Here is a 25,402-nt window from a genome sequence, read left to right as displayed (position 1 = left end):
CCAGCGGGGCGTAAGGCGCTATCTTAGCACGAGTTAGGCTATAGCGTTTTTTTTAGCGGATGATAAATGGTATTATTTGTACGATTGATATTGATGGAAATTGTTATGCCTCAGATTAGCCGGACCGCTTTAGTACCTTACAGTGCGGAACAGATGTATCAGTTAGTGAATGATGTTAAATCCTATCCCCAGTTTTTACCCGGTTGCACCGGAAGTCGTGTCCTGGAGTCAACGCCAGGACAGATGACGGCGGCTGTGGATGTTTCTAAAGCAGGGATCAGCAAAACGTTCACCACGCGCAATCAACTGACCAATAACCAGAGCATCCTGATGCATCTGGTCGATGGCCCTTTCAAAAAACTGATCGGCGGATGGAAATTTACGCCGCTCAGCCAGGATGCGTGCCGCATTGAGTTTCAGCTTGATTTTGAGTTCACCAACAAGTTAATTGAACTGGCGTTTGGCCGGATCTTCAAAGAGCTGGCGTCTAACATGGTACAGGCCTTCACCGTTCGTGCAAAAGAGGTTTACAGTGTCAGTGTCGGCTAAGATTGTCGTCGAAGTCGCGTATGCGCTGCCGGAAAAACAGTACCTGCAACGCGTAACGCTGCAAGAGGGGGCTACGGTTGAAGAGGCCATTCGCACCTCCGGGTTGCTGGAATTACGCACCGATATCGATCTCAGCAAAAATAAAGTAGGTATCTACAGTCGTCCGGTAAAACTTGCCGATATCGTGCATGATGGTGATCGGGTAGAAATATATCGACCATTGATTGCTGACCCGAAAGAGCTGCGCAGACAGCGGGCAGAGAAATCTGCTAAAAAGTAGCAGATATAAAAAAGGTGCTCACTGAGCACCTTTTTTGATCTCTGAAACCTGCGTTCTGAACCTTATTTATTGTCAGTCAGCGCTGGTTTGTTATCGATATTGGTCAATACACCACTGCTGTTAAAGGTCAGAGTCAGCGTTTGCTGCGTTACGCCTTCATGTCCTGGTTGCTGGCGGAACACATAGAACCAGGTGTTGGTGCCAAAAGGATCGGACATCATCGGCGTACCCAGAGCATAAGCAACCTGCTGTTGCGTCATACCCACACGAATTTTGGATACATCGTTAGCGGTCAGATAGTTTCCCTGGTTGATGTCAGGACGGTAAACCACTCGCTCCAGAGTGGAACAGCCTGCAGTCAACATCAGTAGTACTGCTGCAGCAGCAGTCAGCGTTTTACAGCGCATAGTGATTTGATTCCTTTTCGGGCCCGAGCAGTACGCGGCTCATATGTAATATGCCGATGATAATAGACCTTTCACCACTTTAAAACCTTTTGCTGTCGGGTCGGCTGGCGATTTTATGTTGAACTCAGACCGTTACAAGGGAAAAAAGTTTACGCTGCCAGCAGTTCTTTTGCATTTGCCAGGGTATTGCGTGTCACTTCGCTACCGCCAAGCAAGCGGGCTAGCTCTTGCAGGCGCGCGCGTTTGTCGAGCGGTTGCATATGCGTTTCAGTCATCGCGCCGTCAGTTTCTTTGCTGACAAAGAAGTGTTGGTGGCCGCAACCAGCAACCTGTGGGAGGTGTGTGACACACATAACCTGTGTTGATTCACCCAACTGGCGTAACATTTTCCCCACGACGGCGGCTGTAGGGCCGCTAATACCGACGTCAACTTCATCGAAAATCAGTGCCGGGGTTTCCATTTTACGCGCAGTGATGACCTGAATAGCCAGAGCGATACGTGACAGTTCCCCACCAGAAGCAACTTTCGCAATGGCCTGCATCGGTTGACCAGGGTTCGTGGTGACTTTAAATTCAACGCGATCGGCACCGTCTGCGCTCAGATGATGTTCATCAAACTTTACATCAATACAAAAGAGGCCGTGCGGCATAGAGAGGGTATGCATACTTTCTGTAATCAGTTGCCCAAGCTCCTGAGCGTAATACAGCCGCTGCTGATGCAGTGCTTTAGCTGTTTCCAGCGCTTGCTGGTGGTGATTGTTCACCGCCAGCGTTAAGGTTTCCAGCGAGTCGGCCTGATCGTCAAGCTGCTGTTGTTCATCCAGCAGAGACTGGTAAAACTGAGGAAGCGCTTCCGGTGCGACATGATGTTTGCGCGCCAGAGATATTTGCTTAGAAATCCGCTGCTCAAGTTCGAACAAACGGTTTGGGTCTAAATCCAGTCGGTCGCAGTAGTGGCGCAATTCGTCGCTGGCTTCGCTGAGCTGGATGGTGGCCTCTTCGAGCATGTCCAGAATACCGGAGAGCTTACTGTCCATTTCCGCCAGTTCGCCAACCAACTGCTTTGCTGTGTACAGTTGGCTTTGCAGGTTAATGTCTTCGCCATCTGCCATGATAGCCAGCGCCTGTTGGCTGGTGGTGAGTAATTGCCCGCTGTTAGCCAGACGCTTGTACTCTTCATCGATTTGTTCAAATTCACCGGCCTGAGGGTTAAATTCATTCAGCTCCTTTAACTGATACTGCAATAGCTCCGCACGTGCGGCGCGCTCCTGGCTTTGCTGCTGATGATGCGCCAGGTCACGGCAGCTCTGGTGCCACAGCTGGTAGCGTGCAGCCATTTCCTGAGTCAGTGAGGCTTCATTGGCGTAGCCATCGAGCAGGAATTTTTGCTGCTCAGGTTTAGTCAGGAGCTGGTGTGCGTGCTGGCCATGGATTTGAATAAGCAGTTGGCCCAGTTCGCGAAGCTGTGACAGTGGAACTGCGGTGCCGTTGATAAAGCCGCGGGAGCGTCCGTCGCAGCTGATCACGCGACGAAGCAAACACTCACGACCATCTTCAAGCTGGTTTTCCTCCAGCCAGCGCAGCGCCGCAGGTGTGTCTTTCAAAGAGAAGCGGGCACACAGGTCGGCACGTGTGGCACCAGTGCGCACCATGTCGGCATCTGCACGCCCACCCAGGCACAAACCGAGGGCATCAATGGCAATGGACTTACCCGCCCCGGTCTCACCGGTGATGACGGTCATTCCGCTCTGGAAATCGATCTCAAGTTCACGAACGATAGCAAAATTGCTGATGGTCAGTTGTGCCAACATAGCTGTTTTCCTGTATGAAAAACCATAACTGTAATTACATACAGTATAAACTGGTTTTTTATACAGTAAAGAGGCTGGTGTTAAATTAGAATAATTTTTTTGACCAACCCAGTTTCGTGCTTAATGTATTGAAATAGCTGTAATCTTTTGGGTGAATCAGGTTCAGGTGGTAATCACAACGACGAATCAATACGTCTTCACCTTCCTGTATAGGTAACGCAATCTGGCTGTCGCAGCTAATTTCCAGGTCATTCCGGCGATGGGAGAAGCGCAACCGAATTGTGCTGTTACTGTTAATCACCAGCGGGCGTGCCGACAATGTGTGCGGGAACATCGGTACCAGCGTAATGGCATCGAGCGATGGCGTCAGAATCGGACCGCCGGCGGAAAGCGAGTAGGCCGTTGAGCCGGTTGGCGTCGAAATAATGAGCCCGTCCGAGCGTTGGGAGAAGGCGAAGGTCTCATCGATATAGACCTCGAATTCGATCATGTGCGCGACTTTTCCAGGGTGCAGAACAACTTCGTTGATGGCGGTGCTGATGCGCTTCTGGCAATCCTGCTGGCAGACCTGGGCTTCAAGCAAAAAGCGCTTTTCACTGATGTAGTGGCCTTCCAGCACGTCGGCTAACTGTTGATGGGCGTTGTCCGGGTCAAGGTCTGTCAGAAAACCGAGGTTGCCACGGTTAATCCCGATAACCTTAATGTCATAGCGTGCCAGTGTGCGCGCTGCACCAAGCATATTGCCATCGCCACCAACAACCACAGCGAGGTCCGCCTGTTGGCCTATCTCCGCCAGAGTGCCGGTTTTCACATTTTTCAGTTGGAGTTCGTGGGCGATTTGTTGCTCCACGATAACCTCATAACCTTTCGTGCACAGCCAGCGGTAGAGCATTTCATGTGTCGTCAGTGCAGTGGGGTGACGTGGATGCCCCACAATGCCAATACACTTGAAATGTTTGTTCATTTTCTCGAGGTCCTTGTAGCGAAGATTAGTGACAATGTGAGTACTTCCCTTGAATCCCTGAATCTGATCCCCATAATAAGCCAAGTTAGCGAGATGAATGCGAAAAAAACGCGGAGAAATTCATGAGTAGTAAAGAACAGAAAACGCCTGAGGGGCAAGCCCCGGAAGAAATTATCATGGATCAGCACGAAGAAGTTGAGGCGGTTGAACCAGACGCTTCTGCTGAGCAGGTGGATCCGCGCGATGAAAAAATTGCGAATCTGGAAGCTCAGCTTGCCGAGGCCGAAACGCGTGAGCGTGACAGCGTGTTGCGTATCAAAGCTGAAATGGAAAACCTGCGTCGTCGTACCGAACTGGACGTAGAAAAGGCGCATAAGTTCGCGCTGGAAAAATTCGTCAACGAACTGCTGCCGGTGCTGGATAGCCTGGATCGTGCGCTGGAAGTGGCGAACAAAGACAGCGATTCCATGACGGCGATGGTTGAAGGTATTGAGCTGACCCGTAAGTCGATGCTGGATGTCGTAGCGAAGTTTGGTGTGCAGGTGGTTGCGGATATTGATGTGCCGATGGACCCGAACGTGCATCAGGCTATTGCAATGGTTGAGTCTGACGAAGTGGCTGCCGGTAATGTACTGATGGTGATGCAGAAGGGTTATACCCTGAACGGACGTACCATTCGTGCAGCGATGGTGTCTGTGGCAAAAGCCAAAGGCTAACCAGCCTGTAGTGCCGGGTAATGCAGATGTTTTACCCGGCCTACAATCATCTTCCTAGTCTCCCACGCTCTCGCGCAGCGGTTTTACCGGTAATACCTGTACCTGCTTAATCATATTGTCCTGCACGTCGAGAATATCGATATCGTACTGACCAATGCGCACTCGCGTACCGGCAATCGGGATCTCTTCCAGCGCTTCAAGAATAATGCCGTTCACCGTTCTCGCGTCATCTTCCGGTAAGTGCCAGTTAAAGGCTTTGTTGATTTCACGAACGTTGGCGCTGCCGTCAATAATCACTGAACCGTCATTCTGCGGCGTGACTTCCTCTGCAAGCGTTGGTGACATTGAGGTGGTGAAGTCGCCGACAATCTCTTCCAGAATATCTTCGACCGTGACCAGTCCCTGAATATCACCATATTCGTTGACCACCAGACCCACCTTCTTTTTATTACGCTGAAATTTAATCAACTGGGTGCTGAGCGGTGTGCCTTCCGGGACGAAATAGATTTCGTCGGCGGCGCGTAGCATAGTCTCTTTGGTAAACTCTTTTTTCTCGGCCATCAGGCGCCAGGCTTCACGTACGCGCAGCATGCTGATGGCGTCGTCCAGCGAGTCACGGTACAGCACAATGCGACCGTGCGGGGAGTGCGACAACTGGCGCACGATTGATTTCCAGTCATCGTTAATATCAATACCGATAATTTCGTTGCGCGGTACCATGATGTCGTCAACGCTGACTTTTTCCAGATCCAGCACTGACAGCAGCATATCCTGGTTACGGCGAGAGATTTGCGAGCGCGATTCATTCACCAGGGTACGAAGTTCATCTTTACTCAGCGAACCGCTCACCACGATATCCGTTTTAATGCCCATCAGGCGCATCAGCAGACGCGTGATGGTATTAAGCAACCAGACCAGTGGCATCATCAGTATTTGCAATGGGGCAAGCAATACGCTGCTGGGATAGGCGACCTTTTCCGGGTACAGCGCGGCAATAGTTTTCGGCAACACTTCGGCAAACACCAGCACGACGAAAGTCAGAACACCGGTGGCAATCGCCACACCCGCATCGCCATACAGGCGCATACCGACAATGGTACCGAGCGCCGAGGCCAGGATATTTACCAGGTTATTACCGATGAGCACCAGGCTTATCAGGCGGTCTGGCTTACGAAGTAATTTTTCAACGCGTTTTGCCTGACGGTTACCCTGTTTTGCCCGGTGACGTAGACGGTAGCGGTTCAGGGTCATCATTCCGGTTTCAGAGCCGGAAAAGTAGGCAGAAATAACCACCATGATGAGAAGAGTGACAATGAGCGTGGTGGTGGAGATATGTTCCACGTAGGGTTCCTTAAAGACTTAACTCACAAGCTGCTGCAGTATGCGGCTGCCGAAATAGGCCAGCGTCAGAATGCCTGCGCCCGCGACGTTAAACCACACGACACGACGTCCGCGCCAGCCCTCATGGTAATGCCCCCACAGCAGAACGATATAGACAAACCATGCCACGATAGAGAGAACGGCTTTATCTATATTTTCCGTACTGAACAGGTTATGCATGTAAAACAGGCCAGTACACAGGGTCAGCGTCAACAGAACTACGCCTATCTGGGTGATATGAAACATTTTACGTTCAATGCTCATCAACGGCGGCATTTCGTTGTTGAAAGCCAGTTTTTTGTTTTTGAGCTGATAATCGATCCACGCCAACTGCAGTGCATACAGTGCGGCAATGATTAACGTTGCATAAGATAATAGCGACAGTCCGATATGGATCATCATACCCGGCGTGGCTTCGAGATGGGTGATGTACTCGTTGGGCATAAACGTGGCGCATGCCAGATTGATCAATGCGAAGGCATAAACAATCGGCAGCAATAGCCAACCACGATTGCGTGAGGCTACGATGGTCATTACGGTACAAATCATCAGGCTGACCAGTGAACCAACGTTCAGCAGGCTCAGGTTTTGTCCGCTTTCGCCTCCGGGCAGAATACGAGCTTCCAGGGCAAAAGCGTGGCATACCAGCGCGATAACCGCCGAAAGAATAGCCATGCGCCGCCAGCCGCTGTTTTTCTGCAGCAGGGCGGGAACGATCAGCGCGAGGCTGATGGAATAGGCGACAAGGGCGAACAGAGCAAAAACGGGCATATATGTGTCGACAGTTTGGCCAGTGATAAAGAAAAGCAGTATAGCGTTACGTGACCGCTGCTCCAACCGTTGCATAACAACAAAGGCGGCTTCATGTTATACTGCGACAAATTTCTGTTGATGTGTCGCTGTCGCGACCGACCGTTTCCACCCCAGGCGAGAGACAATGTTTGATAATTTAACCGATCGTTTGTCGCGCACGCTGCGCAATATCAGTGGCCGTGGACGCCTTACTGAAGACAACGTTAAAGAAACGCTGCGCGAAGTGCGCATGGCGCTGCTGGAGGCTGACGTTGCGCTGCCGGTAGTGCGTGAGTTTATCAATCGCGTAAAAGAGAAAGCGGTTGGTCATGAAGTTAACAAAAGCCTGACGCCAGGGCAGGAGTTCGTCAAGATTGTCCGTAACGAACTGGTTGCGGCAATGGGCGAAGAAAACCAGACGTTGAATCTGGCTGCGCAACCTCCGGCCGTCGTTCTGATGGCGGGTTTGCAAGGTGCGGGTAAAACAACCAGCGTCGGTAAACTGGGTAAATTCCTGCGCGAGAAGCACAAGAAGAAAGTGCTGGTCGTATCCGCTGACGTATATCGCCCGGCGGCGATCAAGCAGCTGGAAACGCTGGCCGAGCAGGTCGGTGTGGACTTCTTCCCGTCTGATGTTGGTCAGAAGCCGGTTGATATCGTTAACGCCGCGCTGAAAGAAGCCAAACTCAAGTTCTACGACGTGTTGCTGGTGGATACCGCTGGTCGTTTACACGTTGACGAAGCCATGATGGACGAAATCAAACAGGTCCACGCGTCTATCAATCCGGTAGAAACGCTGTTTGTTGTCGATGCCATGACTGGTCAGGACGCCGCGAATACCGCAAAAGCGTTTAACGAAGCACTGCCGTTAACCGGTGTGGTTCTGACTAAAGTCGATGGTGATGCCCGTGGCGGTGCTGCGCTCTCTATTCGTCATATCACCGGTAAGCCGATTAAATTCCTCGGTGTGGGTGAAAAAACAGAAGCGCTGGAGCCGTTCCATCCGGATCGTATTGCTTCGCGTATTCTCGGTATGGGCGATGTGTTGTCGCTTATTGAAGATATTGAGAGCAAGGTTGACCGCGCGCAGGCTGAAAAGCTGGCGACCAAGCTGAAGAAGGGCGACGGTTTCGACCTGAACGACTTCTTAGAGCAGCTTAAACAGATGAAAAACATGGGCGGTATGGCAAGCCTGATGGGCAAGCTGCCGGGTATGGGTCAGATTCCTGACAACGTGAAATCGCAGATGGACGATAAAGTGCTGGTGCGTATGGAAGCCATCATCAACTCAATGACGATGAAAGAACGCGCCAAGCCGGAAATTATCAAAGGTTCTCGCAAACGCCGTATCGCACTGGGCTGTGGTATGCAGGTACAGGATGTTAACCGTCTTCTGAAACAGTTCGACGACATGCAGCGCATGATGAAGAAAATGAAGAAGGGCGGAATGGCGAAGATGATGCGGAATATGAAGGGCATGATGCCGCCAGGCTTCCCTGGTAGATAAATATATCGGGCTACCTTATTTGCCATTTTGACGCCGGAGTGTGCTCAACAAAACACTATAGTGTTTTGAACGCACTTCAGGGCGAGCGGAGCGAGTAAATGCTCACGAACTGCGTGTACGCTCCGCTTTCTGCGTGCACGCCGACGCCAAACTGGCTGCAACGGTAACGCCCTGGCATAAAGCTTCATCACATGCTGATTGCTTTTTTCCCAGAAATCAGTAAAATTTTCGGGCTTTTAATATGACACCGGGTCCCTTCCCTCGATGGGGCCCGGTGTTTTATTCACACAAGAGGATGTTATGGTAACTATTCGTTTAGCTCGTCACGGCGCTAAAAAGCGTCCGTTCTACCAGGTTGTTGTCACCGACAGCCGTAATGCACGCAACGGTCGCTTCATTGAGCGCGTTGGCTTCTTTAACCCAATCGCTAGCGAAAAAGAAGAAGGCACTCGCCTGGATCTGGATCGCATCGCTCACTGGGTTGGCCAGGGCGCGACTATTTCTGATCGCGTAGCTACGCTGATCAAAGCAGCAAACAAAGCAGCTTAATCTGTCACGGTGGTCATGATGAGCAAGCAACTCGCCGCACAGGCACCCGTGGAACCCATCGTTTTGGGTAAAATGGGGTCTTCTTACGGTATCCGTGGTTGGCTCAGAGTGTTTTCTTCCACTGAAGACGCCGAAAGCATTTTTGACTATCAGCCCTGGTTTATCCAGAAGGCGGGTCAGTGGCAGCAAGTACAGCTGGAAAGCTGGAAGCACCACAATCAGGATCTGATCATCAAGCTGAAAGGTGTTGACGATCGTGATTCGGCGAATCTACTGACGAATTGCGAAATTGTCGTAGATTCCTCGCAGTTGCCAGCGCTGGAAGATGGTTCTTACTACTGGAAAGACCTTATGGGCTGTCAGGTAGTGACCACTGAAGGCTACGATCTCGGTAAAGTCGTCGATATGATGGAAACCGGATCGAATGACGTAATCGTCATTAAGGCAAACCTGAAAGATGCGTTTGGTATCAAGGAACGTTTAGTACCGTTCCTCGATGGGCAGGTTATCAAGAAAGTCGATCTCGCTACTCGTACTATCGAAGTAGATTGGGATCCTGGTTTTTAAACCACCGGATAAACGGTAAAAGTCGGCGTTATGGGGATTGGCTTGTGTTTATAGGTATCGTTAGCCTGTTTCCAGAAATGTTCCGCGCAATTACCGATTACGGGGTAACTGGCCGGGCAGTAAAAAATGGTCTGCTGAACATCCAGAGCTGGAGTCCTCGTGACTTTACTCATGACCGACACCGTACCGTGGACGATCGTCCTTACGGCGGCGGACCGGGGATGTTAATGATGGTGCAACCTTTACGGGACGCCATTCATGCAGCAAAAGCTGCGGCTGGTGAAGGCGCAAAGGTGATTTATCTGTCACCTCAGGGACGCAAGCTTGATCAAGCGGGCGTTAGCGAACTGGCCACGAATCAGAAGCTGATTCTGGTGTGTGGTCGCTATGAAGGAATAGATGAGCGCGTGATTCAAACCGAAATTGATGAAGAATGGTCAATCGGCGATTACGTTCTCAGCGGTGGTGAGTTACCAGCAATGACGCTGATCGACTCCGTTTCCCGGTTTATTCCGGGAGTTCTGGGTCATGAAGCATCAGCAATCGAAGATTCGTTTGCTGACGGGTTGCTGGACTGCCCACACTATACCCGACCTGAAGTGTTAGAACAGATGGAAGTACCGGCAGTGTTACTGTCGGGGAACCACGCTGAGATACGTCGCTGGCGTTTGAAACAGTCGCTGGGCCGGACCTGGCTTAGAAGACCTGAACTTCTGGAAAACCTGGCTCTGACTGAAGAGCAAGCAAGGTTGCTGGCGGAGTTCAAAAAGGAACACGCACAACAGCAACATAAACATGATGGGCAGGCGTAAGCCCCCAATATCAGTTTACCCAGGATAAGAGATTAAATTATGAGCAACATTATTAAGCAACTTGAACAAGAACAGATGAAGCAGGACGTACCTTCCTTCCGTCCGGGTGATACCGTGGAAGTGAAAGTATGGGTTGTTGAAGGTTCCAAAAAACGTCTGCAGGCATTCGAGGGCGTGGTTATCGCTATTCGTAACCGCGGTCTGCACTCTGCATTCACTGTTCGTAAAATCTCCAACGGCGAAGGCGTTGAGCGTGTCTTCCAGACTCACTCTCCGGTAGTTGACAGCATTTCTGTCAAACGTCGTGGTGCTGTTCGTAAAGCTAAACTGTACTACCTGCGTGAGCGTACTGGTAAGTCTGCTCGTATCAAAGAGCGTCTTAACTAAGATATCGCTCAGGCGACATCCTGACAGAAGGGGCTGGCCAATTGGCTGGCCCCTTTTTTTATATCGTTGAAACTCACATTGTTAACCATTAGTTCATAAATCATTTACAATGACTCTTCGTTGCCGGAGGAACAGTGGCTATTGGTGTAACTTCTCAGTCAATTAATCAACGATACGCGGCATGGTTTGCGTTGTTTGCGATCCTGTTGATCGTCGTTGCGCCGCTGATTTCTGTCTCTTTGCAACAAGATCCCATGAGCACTATGCCGGGTATGCACCATGACATGAGCATGATGGCGGAGCACGCTGAAACTCATTCGAGTGCAGCACCGATGACGATGCCTGTTGATCACGGAGAAGCGTGCGGCTATTGTGTCCTGTTGGCTCATGTCCCCGGGCTGATACTGGCGCTGGTGATCCTGCTGTGTGGTGTGTTACTTATTCAGAAAAAAATGCCGTTGCATCCTACAGCGACATTCTGGCACTTTTTCCCCTGGCTTTATCCCGATACCCGTGCGCCGCCGCGCAGGCCTGCTTTTTCCTGATTCTAACAATACGTTTGTACGCATAAGCGCTACGACACTCTTTTGCTTTTTCTAAGGAAAAGTATGACAACCTGCACCCCGCGTGCGGCATGGGTAGCCCTGCTGCGACGCCTTCATTTCTATATCGGTCTGTTCGTCGGACCATTTATCTTTGTAGCGGCGCTTACCGGTACACTCTATGTCGCCACGCCTCAGCTGGAAGAGGCGATTTACTCACGAGCGCTTCAGGGAACAGGACCAGGGGAGCTGCAATCGCTGGCGGCTCAAGTTGCAAAAGCGCAGCAGATAACCGGCAATCAGTTGCGTGTGCATGCGGTACGGCCTGCTCTGGAGTCAGGGACAACAACCCGGGTCATGTTTGCTGATCCGACACTGGCCCCCTCAGAAAACCGGGCGATTTTTATCGACCCGGTTACGCTGTCGGTAAATGGGGATATGACCGTATATGGCACCAGTGGGATCTTACCTCTGCGACAATGGATCGACTATGCTCACCGTTCTTTGCTGCTGGGCGATACAGGGCGTCTGTATAGTGAACTGGCGGCATCCTGGATGTGGATAGCGGCCCTGGGCGGCATCGCGCTTTGGTTTTTTACGCGACCAAAACGCAGGCTGAATAATCGTGTGCAAAACAGCCGTCGCTTACACGTAGTGCTGGGGTGGTTTCTGTTGGGGGGAATGTTGTTGTTCTCCGCTACAGGGTTGACCTGGTCACAATGGGCTGGGGGGAATGTGGATAAAATGCGCGCGGCTTTTGGCTGGCTGACGCCGCAGGTCAATACTCAACTCCATGGCGCCATAGAATCTCACCATGACCATGCCGGGCATCACGCTGAAATGGTGATGCCCGCAATGAGTGTCATTGACGGTAACCAGTTTGATGTCGTTTTACGTGTGGCGCAGGCTGCGGGGATAAAGGCTAAAAAGCTGGAGATCCGCCCGGCAAAAGATACACAGCATGGTTGGACCGTCACTGAGATTGACCGCCGTTGGCCTACTCAGGTCGATGCGGTTTCTATTGATGCGACAACGATGCAGGTAATCGACCGGACGCGATTTGCTGATTTCCCGTTAATCGCGAAACTGACGCGTTGGGGCGTTGATTTCCATATGGGGATCCTGTTTGGTCAAGTGAATCAATGGTTGTTGATTATCTTTGGTGCAGGGCTTTGCCTGATGATTGTGATTGGCTATCGACTGTGGTGGATTCGTCGACCCGCTCGTTCAGAGGTTAACCCGGCACAGACGCTGGTTCAGTGCTGGCTGATGCTCAATGGGAAAGGGCGATTTGCTGTGCTGGCGGTGGCGATTGTTCTGGGGGCCTTGATGCCAGTTGCAGGTATTAGTCTTTTGTTTTTTATAGCAATTGACTGGCTGCGCTGGTTCAGTGCTTCGCATACTGTTCTGGCGCAGTCAGCCGAGTGATGATTAAGGCGTGCTGATAACCACCGCAACACGGCGGTTTTCGGCACGACCTTTTGACGTCTGGTTACTGGCGATCGGGTATTTTTTACCCAGTCCCTGCGTCGTCAGATTAGTTCTGGGGATGTTAGCACCCTGAGCCCAGGCATCTGCAACTACGTTAGCACGCTTGAGTGACAGAGCCTCATTGTAGCTGTCTTCACCATAGTTGTCGGTATGACCATCCAGACGAGCGTGGTTCAAGCCGGTAGCTGCCAGTTTGGATGCCATCTCCTGGATCTGTTTTTCACTTTCAGGGCGGAGTTTATAGTCGTTTTTATCAAACAGGATGGTATCGGACAGACCCAGAGACCAGTCTCCCGAAGCTTCAGTAAACCCGTATGATTTCATGGCTGCAATTTGTTCAGGTGTAAATTTACCCTGAGGAGCCTGACAGCCTGCCAGAATCAGCATTATCAAAATAAACGGGGATAATAGACGTTTCAGCATGTGTGTAATTCCTTATTTTTTAATTATGCGTTGAGAACGCAAATGTTTCGCCTGATACATATTGTGATCGGCCAGTTCTTGTAATTTTTCAGCAGAGGCATGTTCCCACGTCAGCGCAAAACCGATGCTTAGCGTCATGCTTGCCAGATGACCATTATCAAGGTCAAAAGGTCGGTTAAACTCTTGCGACAGTGCGGTACAAATGTGCTCAACTTCGTGTTCTGAATGAACGCTGTACAACACCATGGCAAATTCATCCCCTCCCAGACGGTACGGTTGATGGCGATTGCCACCAAATTCGGCCAGTCTTTTGGCGACTTCAATCAGAACCCGATCGCCTGCAGCATGCCCCCAGGTGTCATTAATAAATTTAAAGTTATCACCATCGAGGAATAACAACGCCGAACTACCGTGAGCGTCTTTGTCGTTCATCAGGGCGTTAATGCTGTTACGAAATGCGGCCCGATTAGCAAGACCGGTAAGAGGGTCATGCAGTGCGGTACGCAATAGTTGTGCATTCTTGGCCTGGAGCCGTAGCTGCCATTCTTCCATCTCATCCAGCAGACTATTAAAGTCTTGAGCAAAAAGATGAAACTCTTCAATACGTTCTTCTGAAACTCGTCGCGAGAAGTTACGGTTAGTACGAACATCATGCACCACTTCAGTAATATTCTGCAGAGCCTCCACAACGCCGTTGTGTAAATAGCGAGTGAGCATTAATGCAATACCCGATGCCAATAAAATGCATCCGGTAAGAACGGCTAATGACAAATAAATAAAATGGCTGATCACGCTATCGCGCGCAACCACGCATACTTCACCGATAACGTTGCCATTGTGCATAATGGGCTGAGTAACCGGTTGTGGGAAAAGCCAGTGGCTTATCAGTCCGCTGATTTTGTCTGTTGTATCCTGTGCGTCATAGCGCCAGGTGGCGATCACTTTTTGATCCTGGTTGCGTACTTCGGCAACTGAAAATTGCCCTTGTTTCCCCAGTGCAGCCAGTGTTTCTGTTGCGGCAAAGCCATCAGAAAAGACTAACGCGGCTTCAAGCGAGTGAGTCATAGTCGCGGCGGTCAAATCCAGATTTTTTTGCGCATATTGCTTCAAAGCTAACACGGAAGAAATGCTAAGCAGCAGCCAGATCAGCGTCATTGTTACCAGAACGCTGATTATGCTGATACGCCGTAATGTCCGTTTAAACGTCGGGCGTTTTATGGGAGAAATACCCTTATCCATGCTTATTATTCCGTGCCAGCATCAATACGTCTGGACTAACCCTTACACCGCTGCGCGACAGGGCATCCATATTTACGGAAAATCTTACGTCTTTATCATTAATTATGAGGCAGAAGGCGCTACCAATAACGCATTCAGTATTCTGTTCAGCAATTAATAACAATGCCTTAGATGGATATTTATTCTTTAATTCCACCTGGTATGTAGGCGATTCTTTACCAAAATAAAAACCATCACACTGTGCAACTAAAACTTCCTGGTCCGTATGAACAATGACGGGAAGATAAGGCAACGCCGCAGAACTGGTATCTTGCAGTACGCTGGAAAAACGTGATGAAGAGAAAATACACAGTTTTGGTGGACCTGAAAGTGCTGGCCAGCGAGTGTAACTGACGATGCCGGCAACCATTGAACGTACAGATTTTGCTTCTTCAGTCATGCTTTGGGCAAACAACGGTAACCCGGTCATGAGCAGTGCCAGTAGAAGTATGAGTCGATAAGAAAAGCTCATGAGATGTTACCTACTAGCGTCAGCTGTATACGTCGAAATAAATTGGCGATTGTTTGTAGCAAAATAACATTATTTTTTCAGGGCGTCATTATATCTGGAGGGCTAATATTGACGACCTAAGCTAAACCTCAGTGATTGTTGAATTGTAAGTCTTTGTTTAATTTAATCTTGTTGAGGCGGCTCCCTCGTTTGCTCCTTTTTGCCAGGCACTGTGTAATTGGCTGACATTCTCGACAGTATCGCAAGCTGGGGGGAAGGTTTTTCCGCTCAATCCTCGTGCATAGACAAAGTCTGGCTGACAGATTTTTCTTTGTCCCTCGGCATAACCCTTAAGATATTGTGGACGATCGACCTCTGGATCATTGTAGTTGTCGGCAAGTATTTCATTATCTTTAATGACATTACCCGAAATAGAGTCTTGTATCCCCGCATCGTACCAGTCGGTGCTGGTCCATGTGGGGGCGTGGGTATAAGGATCTATCTGGCAGCCGCTAAGAAATAATACAAATAGGGTGCTGATGAGTTGCTTCATTGCCTGTACTCCCTGGGTTTATTAAAAAAGCATAGTGGATCTGAAGCATGAGGGGTGTAAATTAAAATGTACATCTATAGGCCAGTTTTTGCGTTAAAATGTAGTGGTGTAAATTAAAATTTACGGATTGTGGATTGAAATCTTTACCTGTTATGTTATCGTTATCTCCTCCTCGCAGAGGACACTATCGCAAACGAGCTAAACAGGATCACCACCATGCAAAAAGACGCGCTGAACAACGTACATATCACCGACGAACAGGTTCTGATGACCCCGGAACAACTCAAAACGGAATTCCCGTTGAGCCTGGCGCAAGAGGAGCAAATTGCTCAATCGCGCAAAACCATTTCTGACATTATAGCGGGTCGCGATCCGCGTCTGTTGGTGGTATGTGGTCCTTGCTCAATTCACGACCCTGAAACTGCTCTTGAATATGCTCGTCGATTTAAGACCCTTGCCGCAGAGGTCAGCGATAGCCTCTATTTGGTGATGCGCGTTTATTTTGAAAAACCCCGTACCACCGTCGGCTGGAAAGGGTTGATTAATGATCCTCATATGGATGGCTCTTTTGATGTAGAAGCAGGCCTGAAGATTGCGCGTCAACTGCTGCTTGAGCTGGTTAATATGGGGCTGCCGCTGGCAACGGAAGCATTAGATCCAAACAGTCCGCAATACCTGGGCGATCTGTTTAGCTGGTCAGCTATTGGTGCGCGTACGACTGAATCGCAGACTCACCGTGAAATGGCTTCGGGTTTGTCCATGCCGGTAGGCTTTAAAAACGGAACTGACGGCAGCCTGGCGACAGCAATCAATGCCATGCGCGCAGCTGCGCAGTCGCACCGCTTTGTTGGCATTAACCAGGCAGGGCAAGTTGCATTGCTGCAAACCCAGGGTAACCCGGATGGCCATGTGATCCTGCGTGGCGGTAAAGCGCCGAATTACAGTCCGGCAGACGTAGCACAGTGCGAAAAAGAGATGGAGCAGGCGGGACTGCGGCCTTCACTGATGGTAGATTGCAGTCATGGTAACTCCAATAAAGATTACCGTCGTCAGCCAGCCGTGGCTGAGTCTGTGGTTGCTCAAATTAAAGATGGCAACCGTTCAATCATCGGTCTGATGATTGAAAGTAATATTCACGAAGGCAACCAGTCTTCCGAGCAACCGCGCAGTGAAATGAAATACGGCGTCTCTGTAACTGACGCCTGCATTAGCTGGGAAATGACGGACGCGTTGTTGCGTGAAATTAGCAAAGACTTGAACGGCCATCTGGCGACGCGCCTGGTTTAAGAGGTTAGTTATGGTTGCTGAATTGACCGCGTTGCGCGATCAAATTGATGAAGTGGATAAGGCGCTACTGGATTTACTTGCACGCCGTCTGGAACTGGTTGCTGAAGTCGGCGAAGTTAAAAGCCGCTTTGGGCTACCGATCTACGTACCTGAGCGCGAGGCATCTATGTTGGCTTCGCGCCGTGCGGAGGCAGAAGCGCTCGGAGTCCCTCCAGATCTTATTGAAGATGTTTTACGTCGGGTAATGCGCGAGTCTTACTCCAGCGAGAATGACAAAGGCTTTAAAACGCTTTGTCCTTCTCTGCGTCCGGTGGTGATCGTCGGTGGCGGTGGTCAGATGGGGCGGCTGTTTGAAAAAATGCTCACCCTGTCGGGTTATCAGGTGCGTATTCTCGAACAGCAGGACTGGGATCGTGCGCAGGAAATTGTGGCTGACGCCGGAATGGTGATTGTCAGTGTGCCAATTCACGTCACGGAGCAGGTTATTGCGAAATTACCGCGCTTGCCTGCTGACTGTATCCTGGTCGATCTGGCCTCGGTGAAAAATGGCCCGCTGCAGGCGATGCTGGCGGCGCACGATGGTCCCGTAGTGGGTTTACATCCGATGTTTGGCCCGGACAGCGGCAGCCTGGCAAAGCAGGTGGTTGTGTGGTGTGACGGACGTCAGCCGGAAGCTTATCAGTGGTTTCTGGAACAGATTCAGGTCTGGGGCGCGCGTCTACATCGGATTAGCGCTGTTGAGCATGACCAGAATATGGCCTTTATCCAGGCGTTGCGTCATTTTGCGACGTTTGCTTACGGCTTGCATTTAGCAGAGGAGAATGTGCAACTGGAGCAGTTGCTGGCGCTCTCTTCACCGATCTACCGCCTTGAACTGGCGATGGTAGGACGGCTGTTTGCCCAGGATCCGCAGTTGTATGCCGATATTATTATGTCTTCAGAGAGTAACCTCGCGCTGATCAAACGTTATTACAAACGTTTTGGCGAAGCGATTGGTTTACTGGAACAGGGGGACAAGCAGGCCTTTATCGACAGCTTCCGTAAGGTTGAACACTGGTTTGGTGATTATGCTAAACGTTTTCAGAGTGAAAGCCGTACTCTGTTGCGCCAGGCTAACGACAGTCGCCAGTAAGTAAAATGCCGGATAGCAACGCTTACGCGTCTTATCCGGCCAACAAAATCGTATGAATCGTAGGCCGGATTAGCGTAGCGCTATCCGGCATTGTCACACTTTAGCTCGGATTGACCGGCACTACATTCTCACTTGGATAACAGCCAAGTACTTTCATCGAACGGGTAATTTCCCCCAGCTCCTTCAATGCTTTTTGCATCTCTGGTGATTCCAGATTGGCCTGTATATCGAGATAAAACATCTCTTCCCACGGATTGCCGTGAATCGGGCGTGATTCCAGTTTAGTCATTATCAGATTATGGTTACGCAGCACCAGGAGCGCTTCAACCAGCGCACCAGCCTGCTGACCCGTCGCCATTAGCAGCGTGGTTTTCGCCGGAACCTGGTCGGAAACATTTATTGCCTTGCGTGCCAGCACGACAAAACGGGTAATATTTTGCGACTGATTGGCTTCAATATGTGCGAGGACCTGCAGACCATGCAGTACGCCACCGGCCTCGCTTCCAAGAGCCGCTACGTGTGGTGAGTTGGCCTGCGCGACCTTTTCCATTGCTGCAGAGGTGCTTTCTGTATACTCGATCTTCCAATGTGGATAGCGGTTGAGAAACTTGCTGCACTGCTGGAACGGTTGCGGGTGGCTGTACACGGTTTCAATGCTATTTAGATCCGCAGTACCGGAAACCAGCACACAGTGGTCGATAGTGATCGTCATCTCCCCCACGATAGAAAGGCTGGTATGTTGCAGGAGGTCGTAGACATCGTTAATCGCACCGGAACTGGTGTTTTCAATCGGTACCACCGCGTAGTCGGCTTGCCCGGTTTCTACCTGGTTGAAAATATCGGCAAATTTTGCGCAGCCGCTCTCAATAAACTGCTCAAAGTGGCGTGCAGCATACTGACGTGCTGCAAGGTGAGAATAAGAGCCTTTTGGCCCCAGAAAAGCGACCCGTGCTGAGTGTGGGTTGATCTTGTTCAGATGCTGCTGAAGGAGCGCCTGTTGGGTGAGTACGGAGTCTTCGATGATGAGCTGGAATAGTCGGGTGATGTAGTGTGCGTCGAGGTGATGTGTTTTACCAAGCTGAATCAACCGGTCTAACAGATCACGTTCGCGGTCAATATCGCGTACCGGACGATGAGAAAGCAGCTTAGCTTTGCCGACTTCTACGGCCAGTCCACGTCGCTCAGCCAGCAAAGCCAGTAATTTTTCATCCAGCGTGCTTATCTTCTCTCGCAGCGCCAGTAACGGGTTTTCCGATGTCATAGTGTTGCCTTTCTTGTTATCAATAAAAAAGGCCCCCCGTTGTGGGAGGCCTTATTGTTCGTCTTCGCATTCTTTATCACACGACGAAACGCCTCCCATTCAGGGGAAGGTAAAAAAGAATGCGAAGAAGAACGGGACAAGTTTCATGTAATTTTCCTTTGGCTACGACAGTAAAGTACCTGTACTGTTTTCACCCTGTCAACAAAAAACGCGCCCGAAGGCGCGTTGGCGATACACTCAATGTAAGGGACTACTCTTCTTCTGCTTCGACGAAGTTGGCGTCTTTTACTGAAGTTGTTGCACGACGGGCTTCGCCTTTGTGCTGCACTTTATTGAGCTGCCGTTCCAGCTTGTTGATCAAATCGTTAATTGCGGTGTACATATCTTCGTGTTTTGCGCTGGCGACCAGATGTCCGTTCGGTGTATTGATGGTGGCATCAGCAATGAAACCCTGTGGCTCCTTGGACAGGACGATATGTGGATTAATCAGATGAGTTTGCCATTTATCTAATTTGGCGAGACGGTCTGCGACATGCTGGCGAATTGCCGGAGTAATTTCCATTTGTTTACTGGTAATGTTCATTGTCATAAATTTTACCTCTTGTCTTTCCCGTCTTGGTGATTCCAGCATACCGTTCCTAATGTCAAAATGTGTGATTTAAATCACATTTTTTTGTCGCTTTTTGTCAAGAAAACCTTTTTGTGAGGCACCGCAGGAACAGGTGATTTATTACTTGAGGAATACCTGAAAGCAGGCCATATTTGACTGGATGCGTTGCAGCTAAACCGCTTCAGTTACAGCGTCAACGGATAAAAAAACGGCAGCCCAAAGGCTGCCGTTTTGCATTTACAGATAAATCAGGTGTTGCTGTTGTTGGCGGCAATAATTTTCGCCACTTTTTCGGCCTGTGCATTCATCTGCATCTGGCGATAGGCGTTTCCCATCAACGGTAGAGCATCACGTGTTGCCTGTGTATCCGGGAAATCGCGCAGCATTCCTTCCACTCGGTTCACAACTGCAACCCATGCGCCACGTGCAGTGTAGTATTCAGCAACGGAGTACTCATACTTAGCCAGGCGATCTTTCAGGAAGACCAGTCGTTTGGTGGCATCCGTCGTGTACTGGCTATTCGGATAACCGCGTACCAGTTTGGAAAAGTCATTAAACGCAGCTCGGGCATGCTGAGGATCGCGATCGCTGCGATCGACACCAAAGAATCCTTGCAGTGCGCTATCATCCAACGCCATATTGGTCAGGCCACGCATGTACATGACGTAATCAATGTTAGGATGTGTCGGGTTCAGGCGGATAAAACGATCGATAGCAGCCTGAGCAAGTGGCAGATCGGCGTTTTTGTAGTAGGCGTAGATGAGATCTAATTGCACCTGCTGAGAATACGGTCCAAATGGATAACGGTTATCCAACGCTTCCAATTGCGTTATTGCCTGTTTCCAGTTACCGTCCTGCAGCTTTTGCTGAGCAGTCGCGTAGATTTCATTTGGCGGATTATCGGGCACCTCTTCCTTTGAACCAGAGCAACCCGCCAAAAACAGGCTCAACGTGGCTGCTGCCACCAGATATTTCATGCGCGTCATGACGTTTTGACTTTCCTCAAAATGTTTTACGGGAGATTCTCTGTTCCTGCTCCCGGTTAAGACCAGCTACAATAGCACACTATATTAAACGGCAAAGCCGTAAAACCCAACGTTAAACGAAGAAGCAGTTTATGGCACAACGAGTAGAACTCACCGCAACAGTCTCCGAAAATCAGCTCGGTCAACGCTTAGATCAGGCTTTGGCCGAATTGTTCCCTGATTATTCGCGTTCACGCATAAAAGAATGGATCCTCGATCAGCGCGTGCTGGTAAATGGTCATCTTTGCGATAAACCGAAAGAAAAAGTGTTAGGTGGAGAACGAGTCTCCATCAATGCTGAAATTGATGAAGAAGTCCGTTTTGAAGCTCAGGATATCCCGTTGGATATCGTTTATGAAGATGATGACATTCTTGTCATCAACAAACCACGTGACCTCGTGGTACATCCGGGCGCCGGTAATCCGGATGGTACGGTACTGAATGCGTTACTGCATTACTACCCGCCAATAGCGGATGTTCCGCGGGCCGGTATTGTGCACCGCCTGGATAAAGACACGACCGGATTAATGGTGGTGGCAAAAACCGTTCCGGCACAAACGCGTCTGGTAGAGTCGTTGCAGCTGCGTGAAATCACGCGTGAATATGAGGCTGTGGCAATCGGTCATATGACTGCGGGTGGTACGGTTGAAGAACCGATCAGTCGTCATCCAACCAAACGTACGCATATGTCAGTCCATCCAATGGGTAAACCGGCGGTGACTCACTATCGTATTATGGAGCACTTCCGTGTGCACACGCGTCTGCGGCTGCGTCTGGAAACCGGACGTACGCACCAGATCCGCGTGCACATGGCGCATATCACCCATCCGTTGGTGGGCGATCAGGTTTACGGTGGTCGTCCACGCCCACCGAAAGGCGCATCGGACGAATTCATTTCTACGCTGCGTAAATTTGATCGTCAGGCACTGCATGCCACCATGCTGCGCCTGTATCACCCGATCTCTGGTATCGAAATGGAATGGCACGCGCCGATTCCACAAGATATGGTTGATCTGATCGCGGTGATGCGTGCCGATTTCGAAGAACATAAGGATGATGTTGCCTGGTTATGAGTAAGCTAATTGTCCCGCAGTGGCCGCTGCCACAAGGCGTCGCAGCCTGTAGTTCTACACGTATTGGCGGTGTCAGTATGCCGCCTTATGATTCGCTGAATCTGGGGGCCCATTGCGGCGATAACCCGGAGCATGTTGAAGAGAACCGCAATCGGCTGTTTGCTGCGGGCAATCTGCCTTCGAAACCCGTCTGGCTAGAACAGGTTCATGGTAAAGATGTCCTCAAGCTTAGCGGCGGGCCTTACTCTTCAAAGCGTGCAGATGCCTCCTGGAGCAATACGCCAGGCACCGTATGTGCGGTGATGACGGCGGACTGTTTGCCAGTGCTGTTCTGTAACCGAGCAGGAACGGAAGTCGCGGCGGCCCATGCGGGCTGGCGCGGGCTATGTGCGGGTGTCCTGGAAGAGACGGTGTCGTGTTTTACTGATAAACCTGAAAACATTATTGCCTGGTTAGGGCCGGCGATTGGCCCGAACGCTTTTGAGGTGGGACCAGAAGTCCGCGAAGCGTTTATGGCAATAGATCCGCAAGCGGAAAGCGCATTTCAGGCTCGCGGTGAAAAGTATTTGGCAGATATCTATCAACTAGCGCGCCAGCGTCTGGCAAATGTCGGGGTTGAGAACCTCTACGGAGGCGACCATTGCACCTTCAGCGAAAGTGAGACTTTCTTCTCTTATCGTCGCGACAATACCACGGGTCGTATGGCAAGTTTTATTTGGCTGATATAACCTAAAGAATCAAGACGATCCGGTACGCGTAATTTTCTTTTCACATAATTCAGGTCATTCACCTTGAATAATTGAGGGATGACCTCATTTAATCTCCAGTAGCAATTTTGACCTGTTATGGGAGGAGTTATGCGTCTGGATCGTCTTACTAATAAATTCCAGCTTGCTCTTGCCGATGCCCAGTCACTCGCATTGGGGCACGACAACCAATTCATCGAACCACTTCATCTAATGAGCGCCTTGCTGAATCAGGAAGGGGGATCGGTACGTCCTTTATTAACGTCTGCTGGCATTAATGCCGGCCAGTTACGTACAGCTATTGATCAGGCGTTGAGCCGTTTACCGCAGGTAGAAGGTACCGGCGGTGATGTGCAGCCTTCTCAAGAACTGGTGCGTGTACTGAATCTTTGCGACAAGCTGGCGCAAAAGCGTGGGGACAACTTTATTTCGTCAGAACTGTTCGTTCTGGCGGCGCTTGAGTCGCGCGGTACGCTGACAGATTTATTAAAATCAGCGGGGGCGACGACCGCCAATATCACTCAGGCAATTGAACAGATGCGTGGAGGTGAAAGCGTGAACGACCAGGGGGCTGAAGACCAACGTCAAGCCTTGAAAAAATATACTGTTGATCTGACCGAACGTGCCGAACAGGGCAAGCTCGATCCGGTTATTGGGCGTGATGAAGAAATTCGTCGTACCATTCAGGTACTGCAACGTCGTACTAAAAACAACCCGGTATTAATTGGTGAGCCTGGTGTCGGTAAGACGGCAATCGTTGAAGGCCTTGCTCAGCGAATCATTAATGGTGAGGTGCCAGAAGGTTTAAAAGGCCGTCGCGTACTGGCGCTGGATATGGGCGCGCTGGTGGCTGGGGCGAAATATCGTGGTGAGTTTGAAGAACGTCTGAAAGGTGTTCTGAACGATCTTTCGAAACAGGAAGGCAACGTCATTCTGTTTATCGATGAATTGCATACTATGGTAGGTGCAGGTAAAGCGGATGGCGCAATGGATGCCGGGAACATGCTGAAACCAGCGCTGGCGCGTGGGGAACTTCACTGCGTGGGTGCCACGACGCTCGATGAATATCGTCAGTATATCGAAAAAGATGCTGCGCTGGAGCGTCGTTTCCAGAAAGTGTTTGTCGCTGAGCCTTCAGTAGAAGACACCATTGCCATTCTGCGTGGTTTGAAAGAACGTTACGAACTGCACCACCACGTGCAGATAACTGACCCAGCAATTGTTGCAGCAGCGACGCTGTCCCATCGCTATATCGCTGACCGTCAGCTACCGGATAAAGCCATCGATCTAATCGATGAAGCCGCGTCCAGCATTCGTATGCAGATTGACTCCAAGCCGGAAGAACTGGACCGACTCGACCGCCGAATTATCCAGTTGAAACTGGAGCAGCAGGCGTTGATGAAAGAGTCTGATGAGGCGAGCAAGAAACGCCTTGATATGCTCAACGAAGAGCTGGACGAGAAAGAACGTCAGTATTCTGAGTTAGAGGAAGAATGGAAAGCGGAAAAAGCGTCACTCTCCGGAACGCAAACCATCAAGGCTGAACTGGAGCAGGCGAAAATCGCGATTGAACAGGCTCGTCGTGTTGGCGACCTGGCGCGGATGTCCGAATTACAATACGGTAAAATTCCTGAGCTGGAAAAACAGCTGGAAGCAGCCACCCAGTCCGAAGGCAAAACGATGCGTCTGTTGCGTAATAAAGTGACTGATGCGGAAATTGCTGAAGTGCTGGCGCGCTGGACGGGGATCCCGGTCGCCAGAATGCTGGAAGGTGAACGTGAAAAACTGCTGCGGATGGAGCAGGAACTGCATAGTCGCGTCATTGGGCAGAATGAGGCGGTCGAAGCTGTTTCTAACGCTATTCGCCGTAGCCGTGCTGGGCTGTCCGACCCTAATCGCCCGATTGGTTCGTTCCTGTTCCTTGGACCAACCGGTGTGGGTAAAACTGAATTGTGCAAAGCGCTGGCCAACTTTATGTTCGACAGCGATGACGCAATGGTACGTATCGATATGTCCGAGTTTATGGAGAAACACTCCGTGTCTCGTCTGGTAGGGGCGCCTCCGGGATATGTCGGTTATGAAGAAGGTGGATACCTGACGGAAGCAGTGCGTCGTCGTCCTTATTCGGTCATTTTGCTGGATGAAGTTGAAAAAGCGCATCCGGATGTGTTCAATATTCTGCTGCAGGTACTTGATGACGGCCGCCTGACTGACGGGCAGGGGAGAACGGTTGACTTCCGTAATACGGTAGTGATTATGACCTCTAACCTCGGTTCAGACTTGATTCAGGAACGTTTCGGTGAACTCGATTACGGCCATATGAAAGATCTGGTGCTGGGAGTTGTGAGCCAAAACTTCCGTCCGGAATTCATCAACCGTATAGATGAAGTTGTTGTATTCCATCCTCTTGGGGAACAACACATTGCATCTATTGCCCAGATTCAGTTGCAGCGTCTGTACAAACGTCTGGAAGAACGTGGCTATGAAATCCACATTTCTGATGAGGCGCTTAAACTGCTGAGTGCGAATGGCTACGATCCTGTTTACGGGGCGCGTCCATTGAAACGTGCTATTCAGCAGCAGATCGAAAACCCGCTGGCACAGCAAATCCTGTCTGGTGAGCTGATGCCGGGCAAAACGATTCGCCTGGAAGTGAATGACGATCGTATTGTGGCAGTGCAGTAAGCCGCAAAACATCAAAAACGGGTCCGTCAGGACCCGTTTTTGTTTAAAAAGAAGGCTCTAATGGATTTGTATCACATATATTGATTGAAAAGTAATCGATTGATAGGTTTTTTATATTTTTAAC

28 protein-coding genes and 1 other annotated feature are annotated in these 25,402 nt (G+C 50.3%); of the genes, 15 read left to right on the top strand and 13 right to left on the bottom strand.

The features are described 5' to 3' along the window. Positions 1–66: 66 nt before the first annotated feature. The gene (locus AACS05_RS17845; RefSeq protein WP_071829014.1) at positions 67–549 is read left to right on the top strand and encodes a type II toxin-antitoxin system RatA family toxin; all 483 of its coding nucleotides are present in this window, start codon (positions 67–69) and stop codon (positions 547–549) included. After that, a complete protein-coding gene (locus AACS05_RS17840; protein WP_144243106.1) occupies positions 539–829 on the top strand; it encodes an RnfH family protein in 291 nt (96 codons plus the stop codon). Before AACS05_RS17845 ends, AACS05_RS17840 begins: the two co-directional genes overlap by 11 nt. A 62-nt stretch (positions 830–891) precedes the next feature. On the opposite strand, the gene bamE is transcribed toward AACS05_RS17840, so the two are convergent. The 3 genes from bamE to nadK form a co-directional block, all read right to left on the bottom strand. Beyond that, on the bottom strand, positions 892–1,236 hold the full coding sequence (gene bamE, locus AACS05_RS17835; RefSeq protein WP_045446389.1) for an outer membrane protein assembly factor BamE: 345 nt from the start codon (positions 1,234–1,236) through the stop codon (positions 892–894). Positions 1,237–1,385: 149 nt separating this feature from the next. Continuing rightward, positions 1,386–3,047 carry a DNA repair protein RecN gene (gene recN / locus AACS05_RS17830; protein WP_045446387.1) on the bottom strand — a complete coding sequence of 554 codons (1,662 nt, stop codon included), beginning with the start codon at positions 3,045–3,047 and terminating at the stop codon, positions 1,386–1,388. Between the two features lie 85 nt (positions 3,048–3,132). Then, complete coding sequence (nadK, locus tag AACS05_RS17825; RefSeq protein WP_045446384.1) at positions 3,133–4,011, bottom strand: NAD(+) kinase; 879 nt, start codon at positions 4,009–4,011, stop codon at positions 3,133–3,135. A gap of 122 nt (positions 4,012–4,133) precedes the next feature. Here nadK and grpE point away from each other — a divergent pair, with 122 nt between their 5' ends. Then, positions 4,134–4,727 (top strand): nucleotide exchange factor GrpE, encoded by a 594-nt coding sequence (gene grpE / locus AACS05_RS17820; RefSeq protein ID WP_045446381.1) that lies wholly within the window; start codon positions 4,134–4,136, stop codon positions 4,725–4,727. Positions 4,728–4,781: 54 nt separating this feature from the next. Here grpE and AACS05_RS17815 read toward each other — a convergent pair whose 3' ends face one another. Beyond that, a complete protein-coding gene (locus AACS05_RS17815) occupies positions 4,782–6,068 on the bottom strand; it encodes an HlyC/CorC family transporter (protein ID WP_045446378.1) in 1,287 nt (428 codons plus the stop codon). An 18-nt stretch (positions 6,069–6,086) separates the two neighbouring features. Continuing rightward, positions 6,087–6,878: a cytochrome C assembly family protein gene (locus tag AACS05_RS17810; protein WP_045449751.1), complete on the bottom strand. Its 792-nt coding sequence runs from the start codon at positions 6,876–6,878 to the stop codon at positions 6,087–6,089. A 166-nt stretch (positions 6,879–7,044) separates the two neighbouring features. On the opposite strand from AACS05_RS17810, the gene ffh reads away from it, so the two are divergent. The 7 genes from ffh (at position 7,045) to AACS05_RS17775 (ending at position 12,691) form a co-directional block, all read left to right on the top strand. Next, positions 7,045–8,406, top strand: a complete 1,362-nt coding sequence (ffh, locus tag AACS05_RS17805; RefSeq protein WP_045446375.1) for a signal recognition particle protein — start codon at positions 7,045–7,047, stop codon at positions 8,404–8,406. A 300-nt stretch (positions 8,407–8,706) separates the two neighbouring features. Next, positions 8,707–8,955, top strand: coding sequence for a 30S ribosomal protein S16 (gene rpsP / locus AACS05_RS17800; RefSeq protein WP_003031228.1), 249 nt, complete (start codon positions 8,707–8,709; stop codon positions 8,953–8,955). Between the two features lie 18 nt (positions 8,956–8,973). Continuing rightward, complete coding sequence (gene rimM, locus AACS05_RS17795; protein WP_003031230.1) at positions 8,974–9,522, top strand: ribosome maturation factor RimM; 549 nt, start codon at positions 8,974–8,976, stop codon at positions 9,520–9,522. Positions 9,523–9,566: 44 nt separating this feature from the next. Further along, positions 9,567–10,334, top strand: a complete 768-nt coding sequence (gene trmD, locus AACS05_RS17790) for a tRNA (guanosine(37)-N1)-methyltransferase TrmD (RefSeq protein WP_003031232.1) — start codon at positions 9,567–9,569, stop codon at positions 10,332–10,334. Positions 10,335–10,373: 39 nt separating this feature from the next. Beyond that, positions 10,374–10,721, top strand: coding sequence for a 50S ribosomal protein L19 (gene rplS / locus AACS05_RS17785; protein ID WP_004104634.1), 348 nt, complete (start codon positions 10,374–10,376; stop codon positions 10,719–10,721). Positions 10,722–10,855: 134 nt separating this feature from the next. Further along, positions 10,856–11,266, top strand: a complete 411-nt coding sequence (locus tag AACS05_RS17780; protein ID WP_404842369.1) for a DUF2946 domain-containing protein — start codon at positions 10,856–10,858, stop codon at positions 11,264–11,266. 63 nt (positions 11,267–11,329) lie between these two features. Then, entirely contained in the window at positions 11,330–12,691 is a 1,362-nt protein-coding gene (locus AACS05_RS17775; protein WP_045446369.1) for a PepSY-associated TM helix domain-containing protein, read from the top strand. Between the two features lie 3 nt (positions 12,692–12,694). On the opposite strand, the gene AACS05_RS17770 is transcribed toward AACS05_RS17775, so the two are convergent. From AACS05_RS17770 to AACS05_RS17755, 4 genes are all read right to left on the bottom strand, one after another. Continuing rightward, positions 12,695–13,177 (bottom strand): OmpA family protein, encoded by a 483-nt coding sequence (locus AACS05_RS17770; RefSeq protein ID WP_045446366.1) that lies wholly within the window; start codon positions 13,175–13,177, stop codon positions 12,695–12,697. 12 nt (positions 13,178–13,189) lie between these two features. Continuing rightward, positions 13,190–14,416, bottom strand: a complete 1,227-nt coding sequence (dgcN, locus tag AACS05_RS17765) for a diguanylate cyclase DgcN (protein WP_045446363.1) — start codon at positions 14,414–14,416, stop codon at positions 13,190–13,192. Next, positions 14,409–14,927 (bottom strand): YfiR family protein, encoded by a 519-nt coding sequence (locus AACS05_RS17760; protein ID WP_045446360.1) that lies wholly within the window; start codon positions 14,925–14,927, stop codon positions 14,409–14,411. The genes dgcN and AACS05_RS17760 overlap by 8 nt, the downstream gene beginning before the upstream one ends. Positions 14,928–15,084: 157 nt before the next feature. Continuing rightward, positions 15,085–15,459, bottom strand: a complete 375-nt coding sequence (locus tag AACS05_RS17755) for a DUF2799 domain-containing protein (protein ID WP_045446358.1) — start codon at positions 15,457–15,459, stop codon at positions 15,085–15,087. A gap of 216 nt (positions 15,460–15,675) precedes the next feature. Here AACS05_RS17755 and aroF point away from each other — a divergent pair, with 216 nt between their 5' ends. Both aroF and tyrA read left to right on the top strand, forming a co-directional pair. Continuing rightward, entirely contained in the window at positions 15,676–16,746 is a 1,071-nt protein-coding gene (gene aroF, locus AACS05_RS17750; protein ID WP_045446355.1) for a 3-deoxy-7-phosphoheptulonate synthase AroF, read from the top strand. A 10-nt stretch (positions 16,747–16,756) separates the two neighbouring features. Further along, positions 16,757–17,878, top strand: coding sequence for a bifunctional chorismate mutase/prephenate dehydrogenase (gene tyrA / locus AACS05_RS17745; protein ID WP_045446352.1), 1,122 nt, complete (start codon positions 16,757–16,759; stop codon positions 17,876–17,878). A 100-nt stretch (positions 17,879–17,978) separates the two neighbouring features. Here tyrA and pheA read toward each other — a convergent pair whose 3' ends face one another. The 4 genes from pheA to bamD all read right to left on the bottom strand — a co-directional run bounded on the left by pheA (position 17,979) and on the right by bamD (position 20,735). After that, a complete protein-coding gene (pheA, locus tag AACS05_RS17740; RefSeq protein WP_045446349.1) occupies positions 17,979–19,139 on the bottom strand; it encodes a bifunctional chorismate mutase/prephenate dehydratase in 1,161 nt (386 codons plus the stop codon). Positions 19,140–19,161: 22 nt separating this feature from the next. Then, positions 19,162–19,287 (bottom strand) — a sequence feature (Phe leader region). Continuing rightward, positions 19,239–19,286 (bottom strand): pheA operon leader peptide PheL, encoded by a 48-nt coding sequence (pheL, locus tag AACS05_RS17735; protein ID WP_100250063.1) that lies wholly within the window; start codon positions 19,284–19,286, stop codon positions 19,239–19,241. It overlaps the preceding feature by 48 nt. A gap of 102 nt (positions 19,288–19,389) precedes the next feature. Then, complete coding sequence (gene raiA, locus AACS05_RS17730; RefSeq protein WP_045446346.1) at positions 19,390–19,728, bottom strand: ribosome-associated translation inhibitor RaiA; 339 nt, start codon at positions 19,726–19,728, stop codon at positions 19,390–19,392. 269 nt (positions 19,729–19,997) lie between these two features. Beyond that, entirely contained in the window at positions 19,998–20,735 is a 738-nt protein-coding gene (gene bamD, locus AACS05_RS17725) for an outer membrane protein assembly factor BamD (protein WP_045446343.1), read from the bottom strand. 131 nt (positions 20,736–20,866) lie between these two features. Here bamD and rluD point away from each other — a divergent pair, with 131 nt between their 5' ends. The 3 genes from rluD (at position 20,867) to clpB (ending at position 25,278) form a co-directional block, all read left to right on the top strand. Further along, positions 20,867–21,847: a 23S rRNA pseudouridine(1911/1915/1917) synthase RluD gene (rluD, locus tag AACS05_RS17720; protein ID WP_045446340.1), complete on the top strand. Its 981-nt coding sequence runs from the start codon at positions 20,867–20,869 to the stop codon at positions 21,845–21,847. Then, positions 21,844–22,575 (top strand): purine nucleoside phosphorylase YfiH, encoded by a 732-nt coding sequence (yfiH, locus tag AACS05_RS17715; protein ID WP_045446338.1) that lies wholly within the window; start codon positions 21,844–21,846, stop codon positions 22,573–22,575. Before rluD ends, yfiH begins: the two co-directional genes overlap by 4 nt. A gap of 129 nt (positions 22,576–22,704) precedes the next feature. Then, positions 22,705–25,278 carry an ATP-dependent chaperone ClpB gene (clpB, locus tag AACS05_RS17710; protein ID WP_045446336.1) on the top strand — a complete coding sequence of 858 codons (2,574 nt, stop codon included), beginning with the start codon at positions 22,705–22,707 and terminating at the stop codon, positions 25,276–25,278. Positions 25,279–25,402: the final 124 nt, after the last annotated feature.

The organism is Citrobacter sp. S-77 (genome assembly GCF_963864895.1).
Lineage (GTDB): Bacteria > Pseudomonadota > Gammaproteobacteria > Enterobacterales > Enterobacteriaceae > Citrobacter > Citrobacter murliniae.
The sequence above is the reverse complement of the archived record's forward strand: the minus strand, read 5'-3'. Positions and strand labels throughout refer to the sequence as shown.

What these genes read in the sequence shown, in the direction of transcription:
- yfiH (WP_045446338.1), top strand. Translation starts at nt 21,844, where the DNA reads ATGAGTAAGCTAATTGTCCCGCAGTGGCCGCTGCCACAAGGCGTCGCA.
- rimM (WP_003031230.1), top strand. Translation starts at nt 8,974, where the DNA reads ATGAGCAAGCAACTCGCCGCACAGGCACCCGTGGAACCCATCGTTTTG.
- ffh (WP_045446375.1), top strand. Translation starts at nt 7,045, where the DNA reads ATGTTTGATAATTTAACCGATCGTTTGTCGCGCACGCTGCGCAATATC.
- nadK (WP_045446384.1), bottom strand. Translation starts at nt 4,011, where the DNA reads ATGAACAAACATTTCAAGTGTATTGGCATTGTGGGGCATCCACGTCAC.
- tyrA (WP_045446352.1), top strand. Translation starts at nt 16,757, where the DNA reads ATGGTTGCTGAATTGACCGCGTTGCGCGATCAAATTGATGAAGTGGAT.
- AACS05_RS17755 (WP_045446358.1), bottom strand. Translation starts at nt 15,459, where the DNA reads ATGAAGCAACTCATCAGCACCCTATTTGTATTATTTCTTAGCGGCTGC.
- bamE (WP_045446389.1), bottom strand. Translation starts at nt 1,236, where the DNA reads ATGCGCTGTAAAACGCTGACTGCTGCTGCAGCAGTACTACTGATGTTG.
- AACS05_RS17845 (WP_071829014.1), top strand. Translation starts at nt 67, where the DNA reads ATGGTATTATTTGTACGATTGATATTGATGGAAATTGTTATGCCTCAG.
- AACS05_RS17760 (WP_045446360.1), bottom strand. Translation starts at nt 14,927, where the DNA reads ATGAGCTTTTCTTATCGACTCATACTTCTACTGGCACTGCTCATGACC.
- bamD (WP_045446343.1), bottom strand. Translation starts at nt 20,735, where the DNA reads ATGACGCGCATGAAATATCTGGTGGCAGCAGCCACGTTGAGCCTGTTT.
- dgcN (WP_045446363.1), bottom strand. Translation starts at nt 14,416, where the DNA reads ATGGATAAGGGTATTTCTCCCATAAAACGCCCGACGTTTAAACGGACA.
- aroF (WP_045446355.1), top strand. Translation starts at nt 15,676, where the DNA reads ATGCAAAAAGACGCGCTGAACAACGTACATATCACCGACGAACAGGTT.
- AACS05_RS17770 (WP_045446366.1), bottom strand. Translation starts at nt 13,177, where the DNA reads ATGCTGAAACGTCTATTATCCCCGTTTATTTTGATAATGCTGATTCTG.
- clpB (WP_045446336.1), top strand. Translation starts at nt 22,705, where the DNA reads ATGCGTCTGGATCGTCTTACTAATAAATTCCAGCTTGCTCTTGCCGAT.
- AACS05_RS17775 (WP_045446369.1), top strand. Translation starts at nt 11,330, where the DNA reads ATGACAACCTGCACCCCGCGTGCGGCATGGGTAGCCCTGCTGCGACGC.
- grpE (WP_045446381.1), top strand. Translation starts at nt 4,134, where the DNA reads ATGAGTAGTAAAGAACAGAAAACGCCTGAGGGGCAAGCCCCGGAAGAA.
- raiA (WP_045446346.1), bottom strand. Translation starts at nt 19,728, where the DNA reads ATGACAATGAACATTACCAGTAAACAAATGGAAATTACTCCGGCAATT.
- AACS05_RS17810 (WP_045449751.1), bottom strand. Translation starts at nt 6,878, where the DNA reads ATGCCCGTTTTTGCTCTGTTCGCCCTTGTCGCCTATTCCATCAGCCTC.
- rluD (WP_045446340.1), top strand. Translation starts at nt 20,867, where the DNA reads ATGGCACAACGAGTAGAACTCACCGCAACAGTCTCCGAAAATCAGCTC.
- recN (WP_045446387.1), bottom strand. Translation starts at nt 3,047, where the DNA reads ATGTTGGCACAACTGACCATCAGCAATTTTGCTATCGTTCGTGAACTT.
- pheA (WP_045446349.1), bottom strand. Translation starts at nt 19,139, where the DNA reads ATGACATCGGAAAACCCGTTACTGGCGCTGCGAGAGAAGATAAGCACG.
- rpsP (WP_003031228.1), top strand. Translation starts at nt 8,707, where the DNA reads ATGGTAACTATTCGTTTAGCTCGTCACGGCGCTAAAAAGCGTCCGTTC.
- rplS (WP_004104634.1), top strand. Translation starts at nt 10,374, where the DNA reads ATGAGCAACATTATTAAGCAACTTGAACAAGAACAGATGAAGCAGGAC.